Source organism: Staphylococcus hsinchuensis, from assembly GCF_038789205.1.
Lineage (GTDB): Bacteria > Bacillota > Bacilli > Staphylococcales > Staphylococcaceae > Staphylococcus > Staphylococcus hsinchuensis.
Genome location: NZ_CP128355.1, coordinates 710803 through 729235 on the forward strand (window position 1 = coordinate 710803; position 18433 = coordinate 729235).

Below are 18433 nucleotides of genomic sequence, written 5' to 3' on the forward strand. Positions count from 1 at the left end.
ATTTGAACAGATCAAATAAATATTAGGAATTATTATTCTATGTTTGAATTAATATATTTAAATATCTAATATAGTATATAAGTACCATTATAATAATTGTGATGAAAGAGGTATGTGATATGAATATAAAAGATATATTATTTGAAAAATTAGAAAGTAAAGAACAGGAAATGATTAAACATCGCCGTTATTTACATCAACATCCTGAGTTATCTTTTGAAGAAGAACAAACTGCACAATATATCAAAGATTATTATAAAGGTAAGCCTGTGAACGTGACCCAACCTGTTGAAGGTGGACATGCTGTAATCGTTGAAATTGAAGGTAAGTTACCAGGTAAAACAATTGGATTGCGTGCTGACTTTGATGCGTTGCCAATTAAAGAAGAAACAGATTTTGATTTTAAATCTGAAAATGAAGGTGTCATGCATGCTTGTGGACATGATGCACATACTGCGTCACTATTAACTTTAGCAGACGCGTTAATCGAAATCCGTGAGCAGTTACCAGGTACTGTGAAAATTGTACATCAACATGCTGAAGAACAACCGCCTGGTGGTGCGCAACAAGTTATGCAATCAGGTGCATTAGATGATGTTGCCGAAATTTATGGTTTACATGTGGCACCTGTCGTAGGTCCAGAAATTATTGCTTATAATAAAGGCAACGCATTTTCTGGTAGTTCAGTGTTTACGTTGAAGATTAAAGGTGTGGGAGGCCATGCTGCTAGTCCTCATAAAACGAATGATGCACTTGTTGCAGGTGCGAATTTCGTAAGCACAGTTCAAACAGTGGTTTCACGACGTATAGATCCATTAGAAATGGGCGTAGTGACAATTGGTTCATTTGATGCGCCAGGCAAAGCAAATGTAATCCAAGATACAGTGACGATTAAAGGTACTGCCCGATATTTAAATGATGAAGTGGGTCAAAAAATGTATGAAGAAATTGAGAAAGTAGTTAAAAGCGTGGCAGTAGGCTTCGACATTGATTATGACTTAGACTATATGTTCGGCTATCCAGTACTGTATAATCACCCAAAAGAAACAGATAAAGTGGCTGAAATCTTATCTGAAAGTCAAGGCAGCTATTTCCAACAATTGATGGAAATGCCACCTGTTACAGGTTCAGAAGACTTTGCTTACTATTTAAAGGAAATTCCAGGCAGTTTCTATGTTGTGGGATGTAAGCCAGTAGGTGTTAAAGATCCGTACATGAACCATCACCCTAAGTTTGAAGTAAATGAAGATGCCTTAATCGTTGCCGCAAAATCGTTAGGTGACATTGCCTTAAATCGATTACCACTAGATTCAGTCGAATAACATATATTTAAGAGGGTGTAATATTGTCTTAAATCGGATGATAAATGCTTCGTTATAATAGGTTTTAATGAAAAATTTTACGACTTTTTCTTAGAGAAAAAACGCTGATTTCTACTTTTCATCGTAGAAATCAGCGTTTTATTTAGATTCATATTAATACGCAAGCCACATTACATTGTATTACGTGATGTTTGGCTTGGATTTTTAAGCTTTTTAGAAAATAGTAACGCAACGACTGAAATGACAGTTGCGACTGTGAATGTGACATTAACGCCGTGGATCATACCTTCAAGTCCTTGTTTTGGAATGGCTGTGACAGACATTAATGTAATGAATACGGCTGTACCAATGGCACCAGACATCTGTCTAAAGGTATTGTTAACGGCTGTACCATGTGGAACGAGTTTATTTGGTAGTTGGTTAATTGCTAATGTCGTCATCGGCATCATAACCATAGAAATGGATAACATACGTAACGCGTTACCTACTGCTAAATAAGTGTAGCTCGTGTGTGTTGAAAGCATTGTGAAAGGAATCGTTGACATCACAAGTACTAACAAGCCGATACGCGCTAACCATTTACCACCGAACTTATCAAATAAGCGACCAGTGATTGGGTTCATAATACCCATTAGTACTGCACCAGGTAATAATACTAAACCTGATTCTAAAGCTGAGAAGTGTAACATGTTTTGCATATATAAAGGTAAGATGATGTTCGTTGCAATTAAAATACCAAATACGAACATACTTAATATCGTACCGAGTGTGTAAATATTGTACTTAAATACTCTAAATTCGAGCATAGGGTGTTCGAGTTTTAACTGACGACGGATGAAAATAACTAAAGTAATCGCACCAATAATTAAAGGAACGATAAATTGTAAGTGATTCCAACCGACATCTCCAACAATACTAAAGCAATATAATAGACCGCCAAATCCTATTGTAGATAGGAAAACCGATAGTATGTCTAACTTCGGACGTGTAGTGTCGGTAACATTTTTTAATAAAAAGAATGAAGTGATAATAATAATAATAGCGATAGGTAGTACGACATAGAAAACACTTCTCCATGTTAAATGTTCTACTAATATTCCGGATAGTGTTGGACCAATTGCGGGTGCAAATGCGATGACGAGTCCGAATAATCCCATTGCTGAACCTCTTTTTTCTACAGGGAATAGTAAGAAAAGAATCGTCTGCATGAGTGGCATCATAATACCAGCACCGGCCGCTTGTAAGACGCGTCCAAAGAATAAATATGTGAAATCAGGGCCAACTGCACAGAGTAATGTGCCGGCAGTAAATACGCCCATTGCGGTTAAAAAGAGCTGTCTCGAGGTGAATCGTTCAATGAGATAAGCTGTTACAGGAATCATAATTCCGTTGACGAGCATAAATATCGACTGTAACCATTGAACAGTACTTTCTGATACTTTAAGGTCTTTCATAATAGGTGGAAGTGCTGTACCGAGCAATGTCTGGTTTAATATCGTAATAAATGCACCAGACAAGAGTACGATAAATAAAGGCACACGCTTTTCCACATGGAATGCATTTTCTTCAGGCATTTATCTCACTTCTTTCATATATAATTTTGCATACTTGTATACTATAACACGATGTCGTAGGGTAATCTAAAGATTGATTTCATATGTAATATGTTTAGATTTGAGTCATATGTTAATGATAAGTCTATATACGTTTTGTTTTTTAATCATTGGATAGATAGGTGTCATAAATACTGTTATTTTGAAGTAATTCAAAAATTGAAAAATTACTTCAATTGTAAAAGTTGTTACACATAAATATTTCCGTATTCTACAAATTGTAAACACGTGTAGCTTTTTTGTTACAATAATTAGGTGTAAAATCGTAAGAGTAAGTTTAAATTGTTATACAATCGTACAAAGCGTAATTAGGGATTTTAAAATATAAACAGTGTTGTACGAGGTAAGGAGAGTAAATTTATGAATAAAAGAGACCTCATTGCACCAGATAAATATAATATTGTAAATGAGATTGAACAATATGCCAAACAGCCTGAGAAGAAAGCCATTATATTTGAAGATGTGCAAGGTCAACGCTATGACATTACATATCGTCATTTAATGGAGAGAGCGAACCAAATTGGGCATGTATTTTTAAAGCATGGTTTAACAAAAGGGGACAAAATGTTAATCATGATGCCTAGAAGTATCGCAACATATGAAATATATATTGCAGCATTAAAGTTAGGTATCGTTATCATTCCAAGTTCAGAAATGCTACGCACAAAGGATTTACAATATAGAATCACACATGGTGAAGTCAAAGCCGCAGTTATTATGAGTGAACGTATTGAAGAGCTAGAAGGTGTAGAACAATATAATGAGCTAACGAAATTTATCGTTGGTGGGGAACATGAAGATTGGTACGCAATAGATCAAGAAATGGAATCACAAGATATTCATTTAGATACTGCGGACACTTCCAGTGAAGATGTAGCATTGTATTCCTATACATCAGGGACAACGGGTAACCCGAAAGCAGTAATCCATTCACATGGTTGGGGTTACGCACATATGCAAATGGCACCAGAACATTGGTTGAGTATTAAGGAAGACGATTTAGTTTGGGCTACTGCTGCCCCTGGTTGGCAAAAGTGGGTGTGGAGCCCGTTACTTTCTATATTAGGTTCAGGTGCGACGGCATTTGTATTTAATGGTCGTTTTGCAGCTGAAAAATACTTACAATTACTACAAGATTATCAAATCAATGTACTTTGTTGTACACCTACTGAGTATCGTATTATGGCGAAATCACCACAGCTGACTGAGTATAATTTAGAACATTTGCATAGTGCAGTATCTGCAGGTGAACCACTCAATAGAGAAGTAGTAGAGAAATTTAAAGATAACTTTGATTTAACTGTGAGAGATGGTTATGGACAAACAGAAAGTACGTTATTAATTGGTTTCTTAAAGGATACAGAAAGCCGACCTGGTTCAATGGGCAAAGCGATACCAGGTAGTCAAGTTACTGTCGTAAATGATGACGGTGAAATTGCACCTGTTGGAGAAATCGGTAATATTGCAGTGCCGGTAGACTTACCTGCATTATTTAAAGGTTATTATAAAGATCCAGAAAGAACTGAAGAACCGAAAGTGGGAGATTACTTTATCACAGGTGATTTAGCAAAACGTGACGAAGATGGCTATTTCTGGTTCGAAGGACGCCGTGATGATATTATCATTAGTTCAGGTTATACTATTGGACCATTCGAAGTTGAAGACTCATTGACTAAGCATCCTTACGTTAAAGAGTGTGCAGTCGTAGCGAGTCCGCATGAAATTAGAGGTAATATCGTTAAAGCATTTGTGATATTACAAGATGATGTAGAAGGTAATGAAGACACAGTGAAAGAATTACAAAACTTCGTTAAACAAGATGTGGCACCTTATAAATACCCAAGAGCTATTGAATTTGTCGAAGATTTACCGAAGACAAACTCAGGTAAAATACGCCGCGTAGAATTAAGAGATGCAGAACAACAAAAATTCAAATAACCAGTATTTCACTTAAAAGCGAGGACGCGTTGAAGGTCCTCGCTTTTTTTGATGTATTTATTTATCTATTGCAATACAAAACACCCTACAGACTTACATAACATGTAAGGTATTGTAGGGTGTTTTAACTTATTAGTGGCCTGCCATCCATGGACGCGGTGCTTTAGGTGTCTTGCGTGGTTGTTTAGGCAGTTTATCTTTAGAAACGACTTTAGGTTCTTGACCTTGTTCGATACGTTTTTTTAAATTAGTATTCATTGTGTTCGTTTGAAATGCTGTGAAGACACGTTTTGACGTAGAGCCACAAGTAGGGCATGATGCAGTTTCGTGTGAATCGTGTATTGACTGTTTGAGTGTGAATTCATCGCATTTTGGACATGCATATGTGTACTGCGGCATTACTCATCAGGCTCCAAGTTAGGTAAGATATCTGCATTGAAGATTTCACGTGGAATAGCTAGGGTACAACAAGCATTTGGCACATCAACGATACCCGCAACTGTACCTTGAACAGGTGCAGAACCTAATAACATATAGGCTTGTTCGCCAGTGAAACCACGTGTCTTTAAGAATTCGATTGCGTTTAAACAAGCATTACGATAAGCCGTGTTTGCATCTAAGTATGTTTGTTTACCGTTAAATTCATTTACTGAAATACCTTCGAAGACAATGTAATCTGTATAGTTTGGCATAACTGGGCCTGGTTTGAATGCAGGGTTTTTCTTAATGCTATATTTTTCCATACCATTTTTAATGACATTAACACGTAGTTCAATCCAACCTGGCATTTCAATACCACCACAGAAAGTGATTTCGCCATCACCTTGAGAGAAATGTAAATCTCCGACAGATAGTTTGGCACCGTCTACAAATACTGGGAAGTACACACGAGAACCTTTAGATAAGTTCTTGATATCGCAGTTACCTCCGTTTTCACGTGGTGGAACTGTACGTGCACCTTCTTTAGCTACGCGTTCGAAATCTTTCCCCTTAAGATTCCCAACTACTGCTGCATCTGTTTCTGGTAAATTTGCTAGTACTGGTTCACGATTTGGATCTGTATCTACTAATTCTCGTTCACGGCGATTCCATTCATCTAACATTTCTTGTGAAGGTGCGACACCGATTAACCCTGGGTGAATAATACCAGCGAATTCAACGCCAGGTACGTGACGGCTTGTCGCATAGATACCGTTGAAATCCCAGATAGATTTTTGAGCATTCGGATAGTGATCAACTAAGAAACTACCGCCGTTTGTCTTATCGAAAATACCGTTAAAGCCCCATGCGTGATCTTCAAATGTACCAATATCTAAAATGTCGACTACAAGTAAATCGCCAGGTTCAACACCATTAACGTGCACAGGTCCGCTTAAAACGTGAACACGGTTTAAATTGACGTTCTTAATATCGCTTGCATCATCATTGTTACCAATTTGTCCGTCCGTCCAATCTAAACACTCCATACGGAATGATTCTCCAGGATCTACTGAAAATGCTGCTGGAATATCTGGATGCCATCGGTTGTGTCCTGGATGATCTTGTTGATCCATTTTCTTGTTTAAATCAATGTTAAATAACTTTTTAGGCATATTATAATCCCCCTTTATTATTATTAATATAATATGACTGAATTTTCCGTCAATTAAATTTTATCACATATTAATGTAAAAGTACTATTCAAGTGATAAAAGTGACAGTTGTAATCTGAATAAAAGGCACCTAAGTTGGGTTTCAACACAATGATCATTATTTATAATGAGGTTATGTGAGATCGTTCATTATATGATACACTACAAATTAGTTATGAAATCGCTTACGAACAGGAGGAATTCGTATCTGTACAGGATTTTCAGTGCAGTCTGTACTGCAACATAATTATCTAGCAAGGACGATGGATTTTGCGTTTGAATCTAATAACATTCCTATAGCTGTCCCAAAGCGTTACAATTACGAATTTGAAATAGCAGGGAAACAGGAACTGAAATATGGTTTCGTCGGAACAGCTATGATGGTCGGACAATATCGCTTTAGTGATGGCGTAAATGAACAGGGCTTGGCTATTTCTAACCATTATTTTAGTAGGCTTGCGAGTTATACTACCAACCCAAGAGAGGGGTACTTTAACGTAGGACCAGAAGAATTTATCTTATGGTTACTTGGATTTAATAACTCAATAGCCACGTTGAAACAGAGTATTGCTCAAGTGAATATCGTAGCTATCGGTAATAAAGCATTAGATAATATACCTCCGCTACACTTTATCGTGACAGATAAAACAGGAGAAACTGTGACAATTGAACCCCACAATGGTTTGTTAGTAGTGAAAGAGAATCCTGTACATGTGTTGACGAATAGCCCTAATTTAGAATGGCATTATGAAAATTTGAAAAACTACACACATCTATCGCCTCTGCAACATCAACAAAAACAATTTGGTGAACGAAACTTTGAAGCACTCGGTAATGCTGGGGGCACATTTGGTTTGCCAGGAGGATTCACATCATCTGAACGTTTTGTAAGAGCGGCATATTTACGACAACATTTAATATTAGAGGGCAGAGATATTAATCAACATGTCAACCAATGCTTTAAAGTGTTGGATAATGTCAGTGTTCCGTACGGCGCGATTAGGGAAAACGGTGAAACGCACTATACACAATTTCAGTGTGTTTTAGACTGTAAGCATCAGACGTACTATATTAAACCATATGATAGTAGTGAAGTGTTTGAAGTCCAACTATGCCAAACGTTACTTGAAAAGGATACGCCGACGTATTTTTCATTAGAACACAAATTTAAAACACATCGTCTCAATTAATGTTTAATACATAGTACACATTGATGGTATTCTTGACAAAAACGAATAATAAGTATAAATTAGTAACAATGGATAAAAATAGCAAGGGTAATGAGAGCACCGTTTCCTATTCGCGTGAAAGCTTTAGCGAGTTGTTAATCAACGGATTGGCATTCTTGAAAAAGCGGACAAACATATAAGGAACATTGAGATCATTCGGCTATTATAATGAAATCGTTTAAATCAATTTTACAAATAATATTTCAATATAGATAAAGGTAGCAAAGCAAAACATTCGATAACAATGCGTTGTAATGAAACCGACAAGTCTAATAAATCGCTACGGGTTTATTATGGTTTGTCGGTTTTTTTGTAAAGATGCATTAACACTACAAATATCAAAAGTTGTATAAGTCAGGAGGTATGACGAAATGTTTAGTTCACTTAACCCAAGCGTGTTATTAATAATTAATTACATATTCGTGATCATTTCACTTTTGAGTGGTGTGGTCTTTTTAAATAAACGTGTTCCACTGAGTTATGTACGTGTGCACGTACTGTTAGTGGCGTTCCCACCATTAATGACATTTATCGGTTTAATATTTGCACATAAAAATGAAGCGGTTGGGCTATTTTATTCTGATGTGCTTGCGTGGCTCATGGCAGCATTTGTATTGATGGTTGGATTAATTATTCAACGTTACTGTATTCGTTATTTATCGGGTGATATGCATTACCGTAAATATTTCTTAATGTTTACGTTGACGACTAGCTTTGCCTCTACAGCATGGTTAACAGGTGATATTCGTATCATGGTTCTTTGCTGGGGTCTAACGCTGATAGGTTTAACGATTTTAATCGGTTTACAAAGTGCTTGGAAAGTAACACGTGCCGCTGCGATTGTAACAGGTAAATCATTCTTAATCGGTTGGTTAGCGTTGTTAATCGCAGTGATATGGATAGGTATCTCTACAGGACATTGGACGTATCAATCAATATATTCACCACAAAGCATAGATCGAATAGGTGATGGTACGCGTTTAATTATACATTTACTAATGGTTATAGCTGTTTTAGTTCCGGCAGCACAGTGGCCTTTCCAAAGATGGTTGATTGAATCCGTGGCCGCTCCTACACCTGTATCAGCGATTATGCATGCGGGTATTGTGAACGCTGGTGGGATTATGTTAACGCGATTTTCACCATTGTTTAGCAGTGATATTGCAACTGTAATTTTAGTGTTATTAGCCAGTGTATCGGTCGTTATAGGTGCAGGTATTAGTTTAGTGCATGTAGATTATAAGCGACTACTCGTAGGTTCAACTATTGGACAAATGGGCTTTATGTTAGTGCAGTGTGCCTTAGGTGCTTATATACCAGCAATCATACATTTGATTTTACATGGCATATTTAAAGCGACGCTCTTTTTAAGATCAGGTTCAGCAGTGCGTCATTTCAGTGTGCCAAGACGTGCAAATGAAAGAATGTCATATTTCTGGATTGTTGCAGGTCGTGTCTTAGCGTTATTAATTGGTTTAAGTTACTGGTTGAGTGCACCAAGTGAAGGCTACCGCATCGTCAGTGGTTTAATCTTGGCATGGTCGCTTTCTCTATCATGGACACAACTTGTGGCATTTGGTGAAGGGAAATTAGGTCGTATATTAGGTTTAGGCACAATGATTATCGTAGGTGCAGTATATGAACTGATACATCACTTCTTCGCAGAAACATTGCATACGATAACATTTGCACAAGGTGAACCACCTTTATTCTTAATATTGGTTGTTGCAATCATTTTATTATTAGGTAGTACGATAAGTATGTGGGTTGCACGTCATCGTAATTCTAGATTATTTTCAATTATTTATATGAGAATCGTACATTTGGGTGAAGCGCATAATAGTGCAGTTGAACGCCATCCAAACTACCTTAAAAAATATATTGCTAGAGGAGGACGTTAAGATGGGAGTAACGACAAGCGATAAACAGACAAATCAGTTTAATACGGACACAGTCTATTCTTATATTGATGAAGCTAAAAATGTCATCGTCCCTTTATCTCCCATTTCAATATTTGCAGCACGTAATCCGTGGTCTGGTTTAGAACATCAACGATTTGATGAAGTGGCTACGATGTTATGGAATGCACGTAACGTTGATATTTATCCTTCAGCAGCAATCATGTTAGAAGCTCAAGCACAAGGTGAAATTAATACCGAAATTGTTGAAGATTTAACAGAGCAGTGGTTAGCACAAGCGCAATTCACAATTCCTAAAAATGAGGCGGAACAATACGTTAGAAAAGCAATCACGTTAGAGTCTCCGTCAGTAACTCAAAAGGACCAACAACACATTGAAACTTTATTAAAGAAACGTTCAGATTTGAACGAAACACATCATATGAGGTATCAACAAAAGATTTTAGTAAGCCAATATTTGCGTGCCGAGAACGGCCAACCACTCAATAAAATAGTAGATTATCATGTAATTAAATGGTGTAAATTGTATTTGGATGATGCTCAAGCAGGCTGGACAATGCCAAATCGCGAGTGCGGGTTATTCTATGCATGGCGACATTTGGCACAACACGATCCTGCGTTGACGAAACAACAGCGCGACCGTATTAAACAGTTATCTGATAATCCACAAGAGGTTATCAAGATGACCCTCACACAACTTGATGTCCCTCAAGATAAAGTTCAAGGCTATTTCGAAAACCATCTCCTAGCCTTACCCGGATGGTCAGGTATGATGTTATGGCAAGAACAAAATAATAATAAAGAGTCCAAATTGATTGAGGATTATTTAGCACTACGTTTAGGGTTAGAATGGGTATTTGTAGCACCTAATTTACCTGTAGAACGCAATACAAATCAAGTGGTACCAGAGGTCGTGCAAGCGATTATAAAATGGGTGAACTGGAGTAATTTCTCAATAGATCAATGGTTCGAGCTTACAGAAGCACAGCAACGACAATATTTAGCGTTCAGCGCTCAATTTGATGACCATCAACGCCGTAAACTATGGCTTGAAGCTTGGGAAATGACGTACAAACAACAATTGCAAGCACAAGTGGAGCCTGAAACTACAGATGAAGTTTCTCGTTCAGTAGAGCAATCATCTATGAGCACCATCACACCTCAAGCGCAACTCGCTTTCTGTATCGACGTGCGTTCAGAACCATTTCGCCGCCAGATTGAAGCGGCTGGGCCATTCGAAACGATTGGGATAGCAGGTTTCTTTGGATTGCCTATTGAAAAGTGTGAACTCGATGCACCGCATACACATGCATCGTTACCCGTGATGAACGAACCGCAACATCGTATTCAAGAATATACACACGAAAAACAACCGCACCTCTTTCAGCAACGTAAACATACTTTAGAGTCGGTCACGTATACGTTTAAGAAAATGAAACAAAATGTCTTACCGAGCTTACTCTTACCAGAATTGAGCGGTCCATGGTTAACGCTACAAATGTTATCACGTAGCTTTGTACCTGGACGCACTGGCACTTTAATTAGAAATTTCTATAAAAGGTGGCTACGTAAACCACAAGATACGGCATTAACACTCGAGCATCAGCCTCATCAACACGATGATGAGTTGCCAGTTGGATTTACTCAGCAAGAGCAGATTAATTATGCACAACAAACTTTAAAAATGATGGATCTAACACACGATTTTGCGCCACTCGTGGTGCTGTGTGGTCATGGTAGTCATAGTGCAAACAATCCCTATGCTGCCTCTTTAGATTGTGGTGCTTGTGGTGGTGCGGCAAGTGGCTTTAATGCGAAAGTACTGGCACAATTGTGTAATTTACCAGAAGTTCGCAAAGGTTTAGTTGACCACGGTATTGAGATTCCTGAAGGTACTGTGTTTGCGGCAGCTGAACATCATACTTCGGTTGACGATTTAGAATGGATTTATTTACCAGATCTAACAGAACAAGCACAAACAGCATTTGAACAAATTCAACAAGCTTTACCTGATATTAGTAAGCGTGCAAATACGCAACGACTGGCACAATTGCCGAACCATCATATAACAAAGAAAGATCCACTTAAAGAGGCCAACCGTCTCGCAAATGACTGGAGTGAAATTAGACCAGAATGGGGCCTTGCAAGGAATGCTGCATTTATTATTGGACAACGTAGTCTAACTGAAGGTACAGATCTTCAAGGACGCGTATTCTTGCATAACTATGATTGGGAGCAAGATTCAGATGGTGCGTTACTGGCTAATATTATCGGAGGTCCTGCAACTGTTGCACAGTGGATTAACTTGCAATATTACGCTTCAACTGTGGCACCACATTATTACGGTAGTGGTAGTAAAACAACGCAAACAATTACTGCTGGTATTGGTGTAATGCAAGGTAATGCAAGTGATTTAATGACAGGTCTGCCTTGGCAATCAGTAATGAAAGGCGACGATAAAATGTATCACGCCCCAATAAGGTTGCTTATCGTGGTTGAAGCACCTCATTCATTTGTTAAACGTTTACTACAAGAAAATGAAGCATTTGCTCAAAAGTTAAAAAATGGTTGGATTCAACTAGCAAGTATTGATGAAAATAAACAATGGCATGATTGGCCTGCTAACTCAGTTTCATAATGATGAGCATAGGCCTTAACGATGAATATACTACAGATATAATGCGCAGTAATAAGCCCATCAAAGATTAAAGAATCTTTGATGGGCTTAACTTATATATCAATGTTTAAGCATATTTGCTCGCTTACCTAGGGGGGCGGGTCGAACTTCGGTCTCGACACGATAACGGTTGTATATAAGCGTCTCGCAAAATACTCAGTTCTTATATGCTATTATTACAAAAAATAAGATGCATGCATTTTGTGTAATTGTAAATTATTGTACATTCCACTATGTCGTATTGAAATACAAAATGGTAAAATGATAACGTTAGCTTGAAGCAGGCTATTTTCACAAAGAAGTTATTTTAAATTAAGGTTTTACAGGAGATGTATGACTAATGAAAAAGACCAAAGGTACATATGAATCCGAGATTAGTAAGGCGATCACGCAATGGGAAAAAGACTACTTAGGGCGAGGTTCCCTATCTGTGAAGACCGATATTGTACGTGACATGATTATCGTCAATTTACAAGGGATTTTAACGCAAGCCGAATACAAAGTATGCGAAACAAATGAAGGCTTATTAACGATTAAATGTACACGTTCAAAACTTGTAGAATCCGGGTTAGATGCATTATACGATATCATTGATTCCACTACAGGTGCTGAAGTCAAAAGTTTTCACACCGATTTAAGTTCGAGAACGGGTGAACGTGTGATGATATTTAAATTGACAGATGATTTAGCTAAACAATTGAATGACTAATGTGCATCATTATTGGATTAAAGGTTACACATTCATAATGGTTGAGTTTGTTTTCAAAAATTGTAGATCGTCATAGGTCCTGTTTCAAAGATAAAACCGAAGTTGGATTTATTTTATAGTAAAATACTTTATTATAAAATAATCATGTAACAGCACGAGAAGGAGGAAACACAATTTGAAACAAGTTCAAAACATCATAAATTCATTAATAGAACCTTTAACAAAACCAGAAACATATCAAACATTAATTTCAAATTTAATTATGATAGTCATTTATATCATTGTTGCTTGGATCGTATTGTTTTTCGTCAATAAAGCAATTGCACAATTTTTCAAGATCCAAAACAAAGGTAGAAATGGTAATAAAAAACGTTCAAAAACATTAGTATCACTTATTCAAAATGTCGTATCATATGTGGTATGGTTTATAGTGTTAACTACAATTCTTAGCAAATTTGGTATCAGCGTAGAAGGCATTATAGCCAGTGCAGGAGTTGTAGGATTAGCAGTCGGTTTCGGTGCACAAACGGTCGTTAAAGATGTCATTACTGGTTTCTTTATCATTTTTGAAAATCAATTTGACGTTGGCGATTATGTTAAAATAAATAGCGGTGGGACAACTGTGGCAGAAGGTACTGTCACATCAATCGGTTTACGCTCAACACGCATCAAAACGGTAACCGGCGAATTAACGACTTTACCGAATGGTAGCATGGGTGAGATTACGAACTATTCAGTAACAAACGGGGAAGCACTAGTTGAAATTCCAGTTTCAATCGGTGAAGATATCGATTATGTTGAAGAGGTATTAAATGAACATTTTGAAGCATTACGTTCGAAATATTATTTATTTATTTCAAACCCTAAAGTGCTTGGTATCAGTCGCATTACGCGTGACGAAATGATTGTAACGATATCAGCTGAAACGATTCCAGGAGAAGGTTTCGCGGCTGGACGTATTTTAAGAAAAGAGATACTCAAACTATTTAAAGCGAAAGATGTAAAGGTACCTCAACCTGTTATGTTACAATATGATTCCAATCAACAACCTTAATACTATACACTTCGGAGGTGTGAGACATTACATCAGAATACGGTTTAAATGATATTGTAGAGATGAAGAAGCAACACGCTTGTGGGACGAATCGCTTTAAGATTATTCGTTTAGGTGCAGATATCCGAATCAAATGTGAAAATTGTCACCGTAGCATCATGCTTCCGAGACAAACTTTCAATAAAAAACTAAAAAAAATAATAGTATCTCAACAAGATACTGATAATAAGGAGAATGACTAAATGGCTTTAACAGCAGGTATTGTCGGCTTACCTAACGTAGGTAAGTCTACGCTATTCAATGCAATCACTAAAGCGGGTGCGCTCGCTGCGAACTATCCATTCGCGACGATAGATCCGAACGTCGGCATTGTAGAAGTGCCAGATCATAGATTAAATGTATTAACAGAAATGGTAGAACCTAAGAAAACAGTACCAACAACATTCGAATTTACAGATATTGCAGGTATTGTAAAGGGTGCATCAAAAGGTGAAGGATTAGGTAACAAGTTCTTATCACATATCCGTGAAGTTGATGCGATTTGCCAAGTAGTACGTGCATTTGATGATGATAATGTTACACACGTATCAGGTCGTGTAGATCCAGTCGACGATATCGAAGTTATCAACATGGAATTAGTACTCGCTGATTTAGAATCTGTAGAAAAACGTTTACCTAAAATTGAAAAAATGGCGAGACAAAAAGATAAAGATGCGATTAATGAGCAACGCATTTTATCAAGAATTAAAGAAGCATTAGAGGAAGGTACGCCTGTAAGAGGATTAGAGTTTACTGAAGAAGACCAAAAATATGTAAACCAAGCCCACTTATTAACTTCTAAAGAAATGTTATACATTGCGAATGTTGGCGAAGATGAAATTAATGACGAAGACAATGACAAAGTTAAAGCTATTCGTGAATATGCAAGCAAAGAAGATTCAGAAGTCATCGTAATTAGTGCGAAGATTGAAGAAGAAATCGCAACTTTAGATGATGAAGATAAAGAAATGTTCCTAGAAGATTTAGGCATTGAAGAACCTGGTTTAGATCGCTTAATCAAAACAACTTACGATTTATTAGGTTTAGCGACATACTTCACAGCAGGTGTTGAAGAAGTGCGTGCATGGACATTTATTAAAGGAATGACTGCGCCACAATGTGCGGGAATCATCCATACTGACTTTGAACGCGGATTTATTCGTGCCGAAGTAACGAGCTATGATGACTACGTTGAATATAATGGTGAAAATGGAGCCAAAGAAGCGGGTAAACAACGCTTAGAAGGTAAAGAATACATCATGAAAGATGGCGACGTCGTTCATTTCAGATTTAACGTTTAAAGTAGAATATAATAAAGAGCCCTTACAGAAAATAATTTCTGTAAGGGCTTATAATATTTTATTAAGAAGTAAACCAATCAGTGTTTACGTTTGGACCAGTGTAGTTAGCGTCTACATCTTGGTTAAGTTCTGGTGAATGATATTTACTTGTGTATTGCCATAAGACATGTTCACGTGTTGGGCGATCTGGGTTGTAATTAGCTAACCAGAAACCATCATAATCACTAACTGTTTGTGTAAGGTTTTGACGCATGAAGTTTTCATAAGAATATAATAAGACTTTTTTATCTCCAGCTAAACCTTTCATTTCGTCATACCAAGCAGAAGTACTTTCGTTTACGCCACCGCTTGTGACATTATTTTGTTCGAAATCATTAACGTAGAAGCTTGCTTTAGGTGCACGGTTATATAAGATACGTGCTTCGTTACGTGCATCTTGCGGGTTTGTGTACATACTATAAGAATAAACACCGAATTTCATACCATATTGATCTAATAAAGCTGAGTTATGTGCAAGTGCTGCATCAACTTTTGCTGAACCGTATTGCGCACGGATAATAATAAAGTCATAGTTTTCTTTTAATTCTTTGACTTGTTGTGCAGTGAGCTGGCCTTGCCATTCAGATATGTCTAACACACGGTCACCATTTGCTGTTGTACCAGCTTCAGATTTAAGTTGAGGTGATTTTGTCTTAGCTTCGGGATGTTTTTTAACATATTGTTGGTAACCATATCCCATTGTACCTTTTTCACTCGTTGATTCTTCAGCGGCATTGGCATTATGTATCGTCAAAGATGATATGAATAACACACTCATAGAGACGAGGCTTTTCTTAAAAGTAGAAACCATTACTTACTCCTTTGTTTATATATCATTTTGAAAGTATTTGGTGTATTTGAGTAAAATTAAATTTAGTTCAATACACCTAACTCGTATCCTATAAGAAATCAAATTTTTTATCAAGTACAGTGTAAAAAAGAATAAATACGATTTGAAATAATGTTGTTTTCAGTTTAATAATTAAAGTTATTTTAAATTTTTATCTATATTAATGGGGGTTAATGCTGGTAGAACGCGGTGTGAGAGAGCCGAAATTTAAATATTTGCAGTGTTTCATATGAAACAACTGGAAAATAGTTGCTGTTTTGAAAATCCATTGTAAATTGTAAAGGTCTATGCTATAATTCTTGGATGTGAGTAATGAAAATTATTCCTTGCTTATCACATTGAGATGATGAGCCGTATAGACCACAAGGAGGTGCAATTATAAAATGAGAACATATGAAGTGATGTACATCGTTCGTCCAAATATGGAAGAAGATGCTAAAAAAGCATTAGTTGAACGTTTCAACGGCATCCTAGCTTCACACGGTTCAGAAGTTTTAGAAGAAAAAGACTGGGGTAAACGCCGTCTTGCTTATGAAATTGAAGACTTCACTGAAGGTTACTACAACATCGTACGTATCCAAACAAGTGACAATGAAGCTACTGATGAATTCCAACGTTTAGCTAAGATCAACGACGATATTCTTCGTTATATCGTTATTCGTGAAGACGAAGATAAAACAAGAAAATAGTAATTGGGGGTCATTTTTATGATAAATAGAGTTGTTTTAGTCGGTCGTTTAACAAAGGATCCAGAATATAGAACAACACCCTCAGGCGTGAGTGTTGCGACTTTTACCCTTGCGGTAAATCGTACGTTTACAAATGCGCAAGGGGAACGCGAAGCTGATTTCATTAACTGTGTCGTTTTTAGAAAGCAAGCAGAAAATGTAAATAACTATTTATTCAAAGGTAGTTTAGCAGGCGTCGATGGTCGCATCCAATCACGTAGTTATGAAAATCAAGAAGGTCGTCGTATTTTTGTCACTGAAGTTGTTTGTGATAGTGTTCAATTCCTTGAACCTAAAAATCAAAACCAACGCCATTCACAAGATGGAAACAACAATTTCCAAGACTTTGGACAAGGCTTTGGCGGACAACAATCAGGTCAAAATGCTTCTTATCAAAACAATAACAATTCATCTAACCAAAATAATCAATCAGACAACCCATTTGCGAATGCAAACGGTCCGATTGATATTAGTGATGATGACTTACCATTCTAAGCTACAGACATGAATACTTATGTGTAGTTTGTAGAATATTAAGCAGATTAAATGAAACATTATCAAAGCGATAATGTATATGAACGTAATAGAAAAATAATTTAAAAGGGAGGCAGTTAATCATGGCAGGTGGACCAAGAAGAGGCGGACGTCGCCGTAAAAAAGTTTGCTACTTCACAGCAAACGGAATCACACACATCGATTATAAAGACACTGAGTTATTAAAACGTTTTATCTCAGAACGCGGTAAGATTTTACCACGTCGTGTAACTGGTACTTCAGCTAAATATCAACGTATGTTAACTTTAGCTATCAAACGTGCTCGTCACATGGCATTATTACCATATGTTAAAGAAGATCAATAAGATATATTGGTCTATAGAACACCCTATAAGCATTTGCTTGTGGGGTGTTTTTTAATATGTAGTTACAGAAGTTATAAAAATAAATCCTCCTCATATAATTGTTATAAAATTTCGGAGGCTAGGTAAAACTGTTATAAAAGTATATTGAAATTAAAATAACTAAGGTATATAATATTGTTTATACACGAAATAAATAAATTTGATTAATTATTTTATATAAAATAGAGGTGAAGAAATGAGCATCAAAGAGTACATACAACAAACCAAAGAGAATTTATTAAAAATGGAGTTAAAATCAAAAAGTTTTGTAATAATGGTTATATCTATAATTTTATTGAGTATGATATTTACACCTCTTATAGGCATACCCGCAGGCTTATTTATCGGGTCATATGTGCAGTCAAATTCTTAAATACTTTTTCTAAATCAACTGATAGTGTCTTGTTAAAGGCGCTATCAGTTTTTGTTTGAAGAAATTTATTAAATACTATAGAAATGTATCTAATTGAGTTATTCAAATCATT

Annotated in this window: 17 protein-coding genes; 13 read left to right on the plus strand and 4 right to left on the minus strand. The window is 36.7% G+C overall.

Annotated elements, in window-relative coordinates:
* The first annotated feature begins 119 nt into the window (after window positions 1–119).
* Window positions 120–1322, plus strand: coding sequence for a M20 metallopeptidase family protein (locus tag QQM35_RS03525; protein ID WP_251521403.1), 1203 nt, complete (start codon window positions 120–122; stop codon window positions 1320–1322).
* A gap of 170 nt (window positions 1323–1492) precedes the next feature.
* Here QQM35_RS03525 and QQM35_RS03530 read toward each other — a convergent pair whose 3' ends face one another.
* Window positions 1493–2896 carry an MDR family MFS transporter gene (locus tag QQM35_RS03530; protein WP_251521400.1) on the minus strand — a complete coding sequence of 468 codons (1404 nt, stop codon included), beginning with the start codon at window positions 2894–2896 and terminating at the stop codon, window positions 1493–1495.
* Window positions 2897–3295: 399 nt separating this feature from the next.
* Here QQM35_RS03530 and mbcS point away from each other — a divergent pair, with 399 nt between their 5' ends.
* Window positions 3296–4873 (plus strand): acyl-CoA synthetase MbcS, encoded by a 1578-nt coding sequence (gene mbcS, locus QQM35_RS03535; protein WP_251521397.1) that lies wholly within the window; start codon window positions 3296–3298, stop codon window positions 4871–4873.
* A gap of 132 nt (window positions 4874–5005) precedes the next feature.
* On the opposite strand, the gene QQM35_RS03540 is transcribed toward mbcS, so the two are convergent.
* Both QQM35_RS03540 and fmdA read right to left on the minus strand, forming a co-directional pair.
* Window positions 5006–5272, minus strand: a complete 267-nt coding sequence (locus QQM35_RS03540; RefSeq protein WP_251521394.1) for an FmdB family zinc ribbon protein — start codon at window positions 5270–5272, stop codon at window positions 5006–5008.
* The gene (gene fmdA / locus QQM35_RS03545) at window positions 5272–6465 is read right to left on the minus strand and encodes a formamidase (RefSeq protein WP_251521391.1); all 1194 of its coding nucleotides are present in this window, start codon (window positions 6463–6465) and stop codon (window positions 5272–5274) included. Before fmdA ends, QQM35_RS03540 begins: the two co-directional genes overlap by 1 nt.
* Before the next feature lie 245 nt (window positions 6466–6710).
* Here fmdA and QQM35_RS03550 point away from each other — a divergent pair, with 245 nt between their 5' ends.
* From QQM35_RS03550 to ychF, 7 genes are all read left to right on the plus strand, one after another.
* Window positions 6711–7694: a choloylglycine hydrolase family protein gene (locus QQM35_RS03550; protein WP_251521928.1), complete on the plus strand. Its 984-nt coding sequence runs from the start codon at window positions 6711–6713 to the stop codon at window positions 7692–7694.
* Window positions 7695–8104: 410 nt separating this feature from the next.
* Complete coding sequence (locus QQM35_RS03555; RefSeq protein ID WP_251521388.1) at window positions 8105–9634, plus strand: NADH dehydrogenase subunit 5; 1530 nt, start codon at window positions 8105–8107, stop codon at window positions 9632–9634.
* 1 nt (window position 9635) lies between these two features.
* Window positions 9636–12290: a DUF2309 domain-containing protein gene (locus QQM35_RS03560; RefSeq protein WP_251521386.1), complete on the plus strand. Its 2655-nt coding sequence runs from the start codon at window positions 9636–9638 to the stop codon at window positions 12288–12290.
* Window positions 12291–12669: 379 nt separating this feature from the next.
* Entirely contained in the window at window positions 12670–13038 is a 369-nt protein-coding gene (locus QQM35_RS03565) for a DUF2294 domain-containing protein (RefSeq protein WP_251521383.1), read from the plus strand.
* Between the two features lie 175 nt (window positions 13039–13213).
* Window positions 13214–14092: a mechanosensitive ion channel family protein gene (locus tag QQM35_RS03570; protein WP_251521380.1), complete on the plus strand. Its 879-nt coding sequence runs from the start codon at window positions 13214–13216 to the stop codon at window positions 14090–14092.
* 26 nt (window positions 14093–14118) lie between these two features.
* On the plus strand, window positions 14119–14334 hold the full coding sequence (locus QQM35_RS03575; RefSeq protein ID WP_251521925.1) for a DUF951 domain-containing protein: 216 nt from the start codon (window positions 14119–14121) through the stop codon (window positions 14332–14334).
* The gene (ychF, locus tag QQM35_RS03580) at window positions 14335–15432 is read left to right on the plus strand and encodes a redox-regulated ATPase YchF (RefSeq protein ID WP_251521377.1); all 1098 of its coding nucleotides are present in this window, start codon (window positions 14335–14337) and stop codon (window positions 15430–15432) included.
* 61 nt (window positions 15433–15493) lie between these two features.
* Here ychF and QQM35_RS03585 read toward each other — a convergent pair whose 3' ends face one another.
* Complete coding sequence (locus QQM35_RS03585; RefSeq protein WP_251521364.1) at window positions 15494–16282, minus strand: GH25 family lysozyme; 789 nt, start codon at window positions 16280–16282, stop codon at window positions 15494–15496.
* A 422-nt stretch (window positions 16283–16704) separates the two neighbouring features.
* Between QQM35_RS03585 and rpsF the strand changes: the two genes are divergently transcribed.
* From rpsF to QQM35_RS03605, 4 genes are all read left to right on the plus strand, one after another.
* The gene (gene rpsF / locus QQM35_RS03590) at window positions 16705–17010 is read left to right on the plus strand and encodes a 30S ribosomal protein S6 (RefSeq protein ID WP_251521361.1); all 306 of its coding nucleotides are present in this window, start codon (window positions 16705–16707) and stop codon (window positions 17008–17010) included.
* 18 nt (window positions 17011–17028) lie between these two features.
* Window positions 17029–17544, plus strand: coding sequence for a single-stranded DNA-binding protein (ssb, locus tag QQM35_RS03595; protein ID WP_251521359.1), 516 nt, complete (start codon window positions 17029–17031; stop codon window positions 17542–17544).
* A gap of 122 nt (window positions 17545–17666) precedes the next feature.
* Window positions 17667–17909, plus strand: coding sequence for a 30S ribosomal protein S18 (rpsR, locus tag QQM35_RS03600; RefSeq protein WP_251521358.1), 243 nt, complete (start codon window positions 17667–17669; stop codon window positions 17907–17909).
* A gap of 235 nt (window positions 17910–18144) precedes the next feature.
* A complete protein-coding gene (locus tag QQM35_RS03605; protein ID WP_285813500.1) occupies window positions 18145–18321 on the plus strand; it encodes a VraH family peptide resistance protein in 177 nt (58 codons plus the stop codon).
* Window positions 18322–18433: the final 112 nt, after the last annotated feature.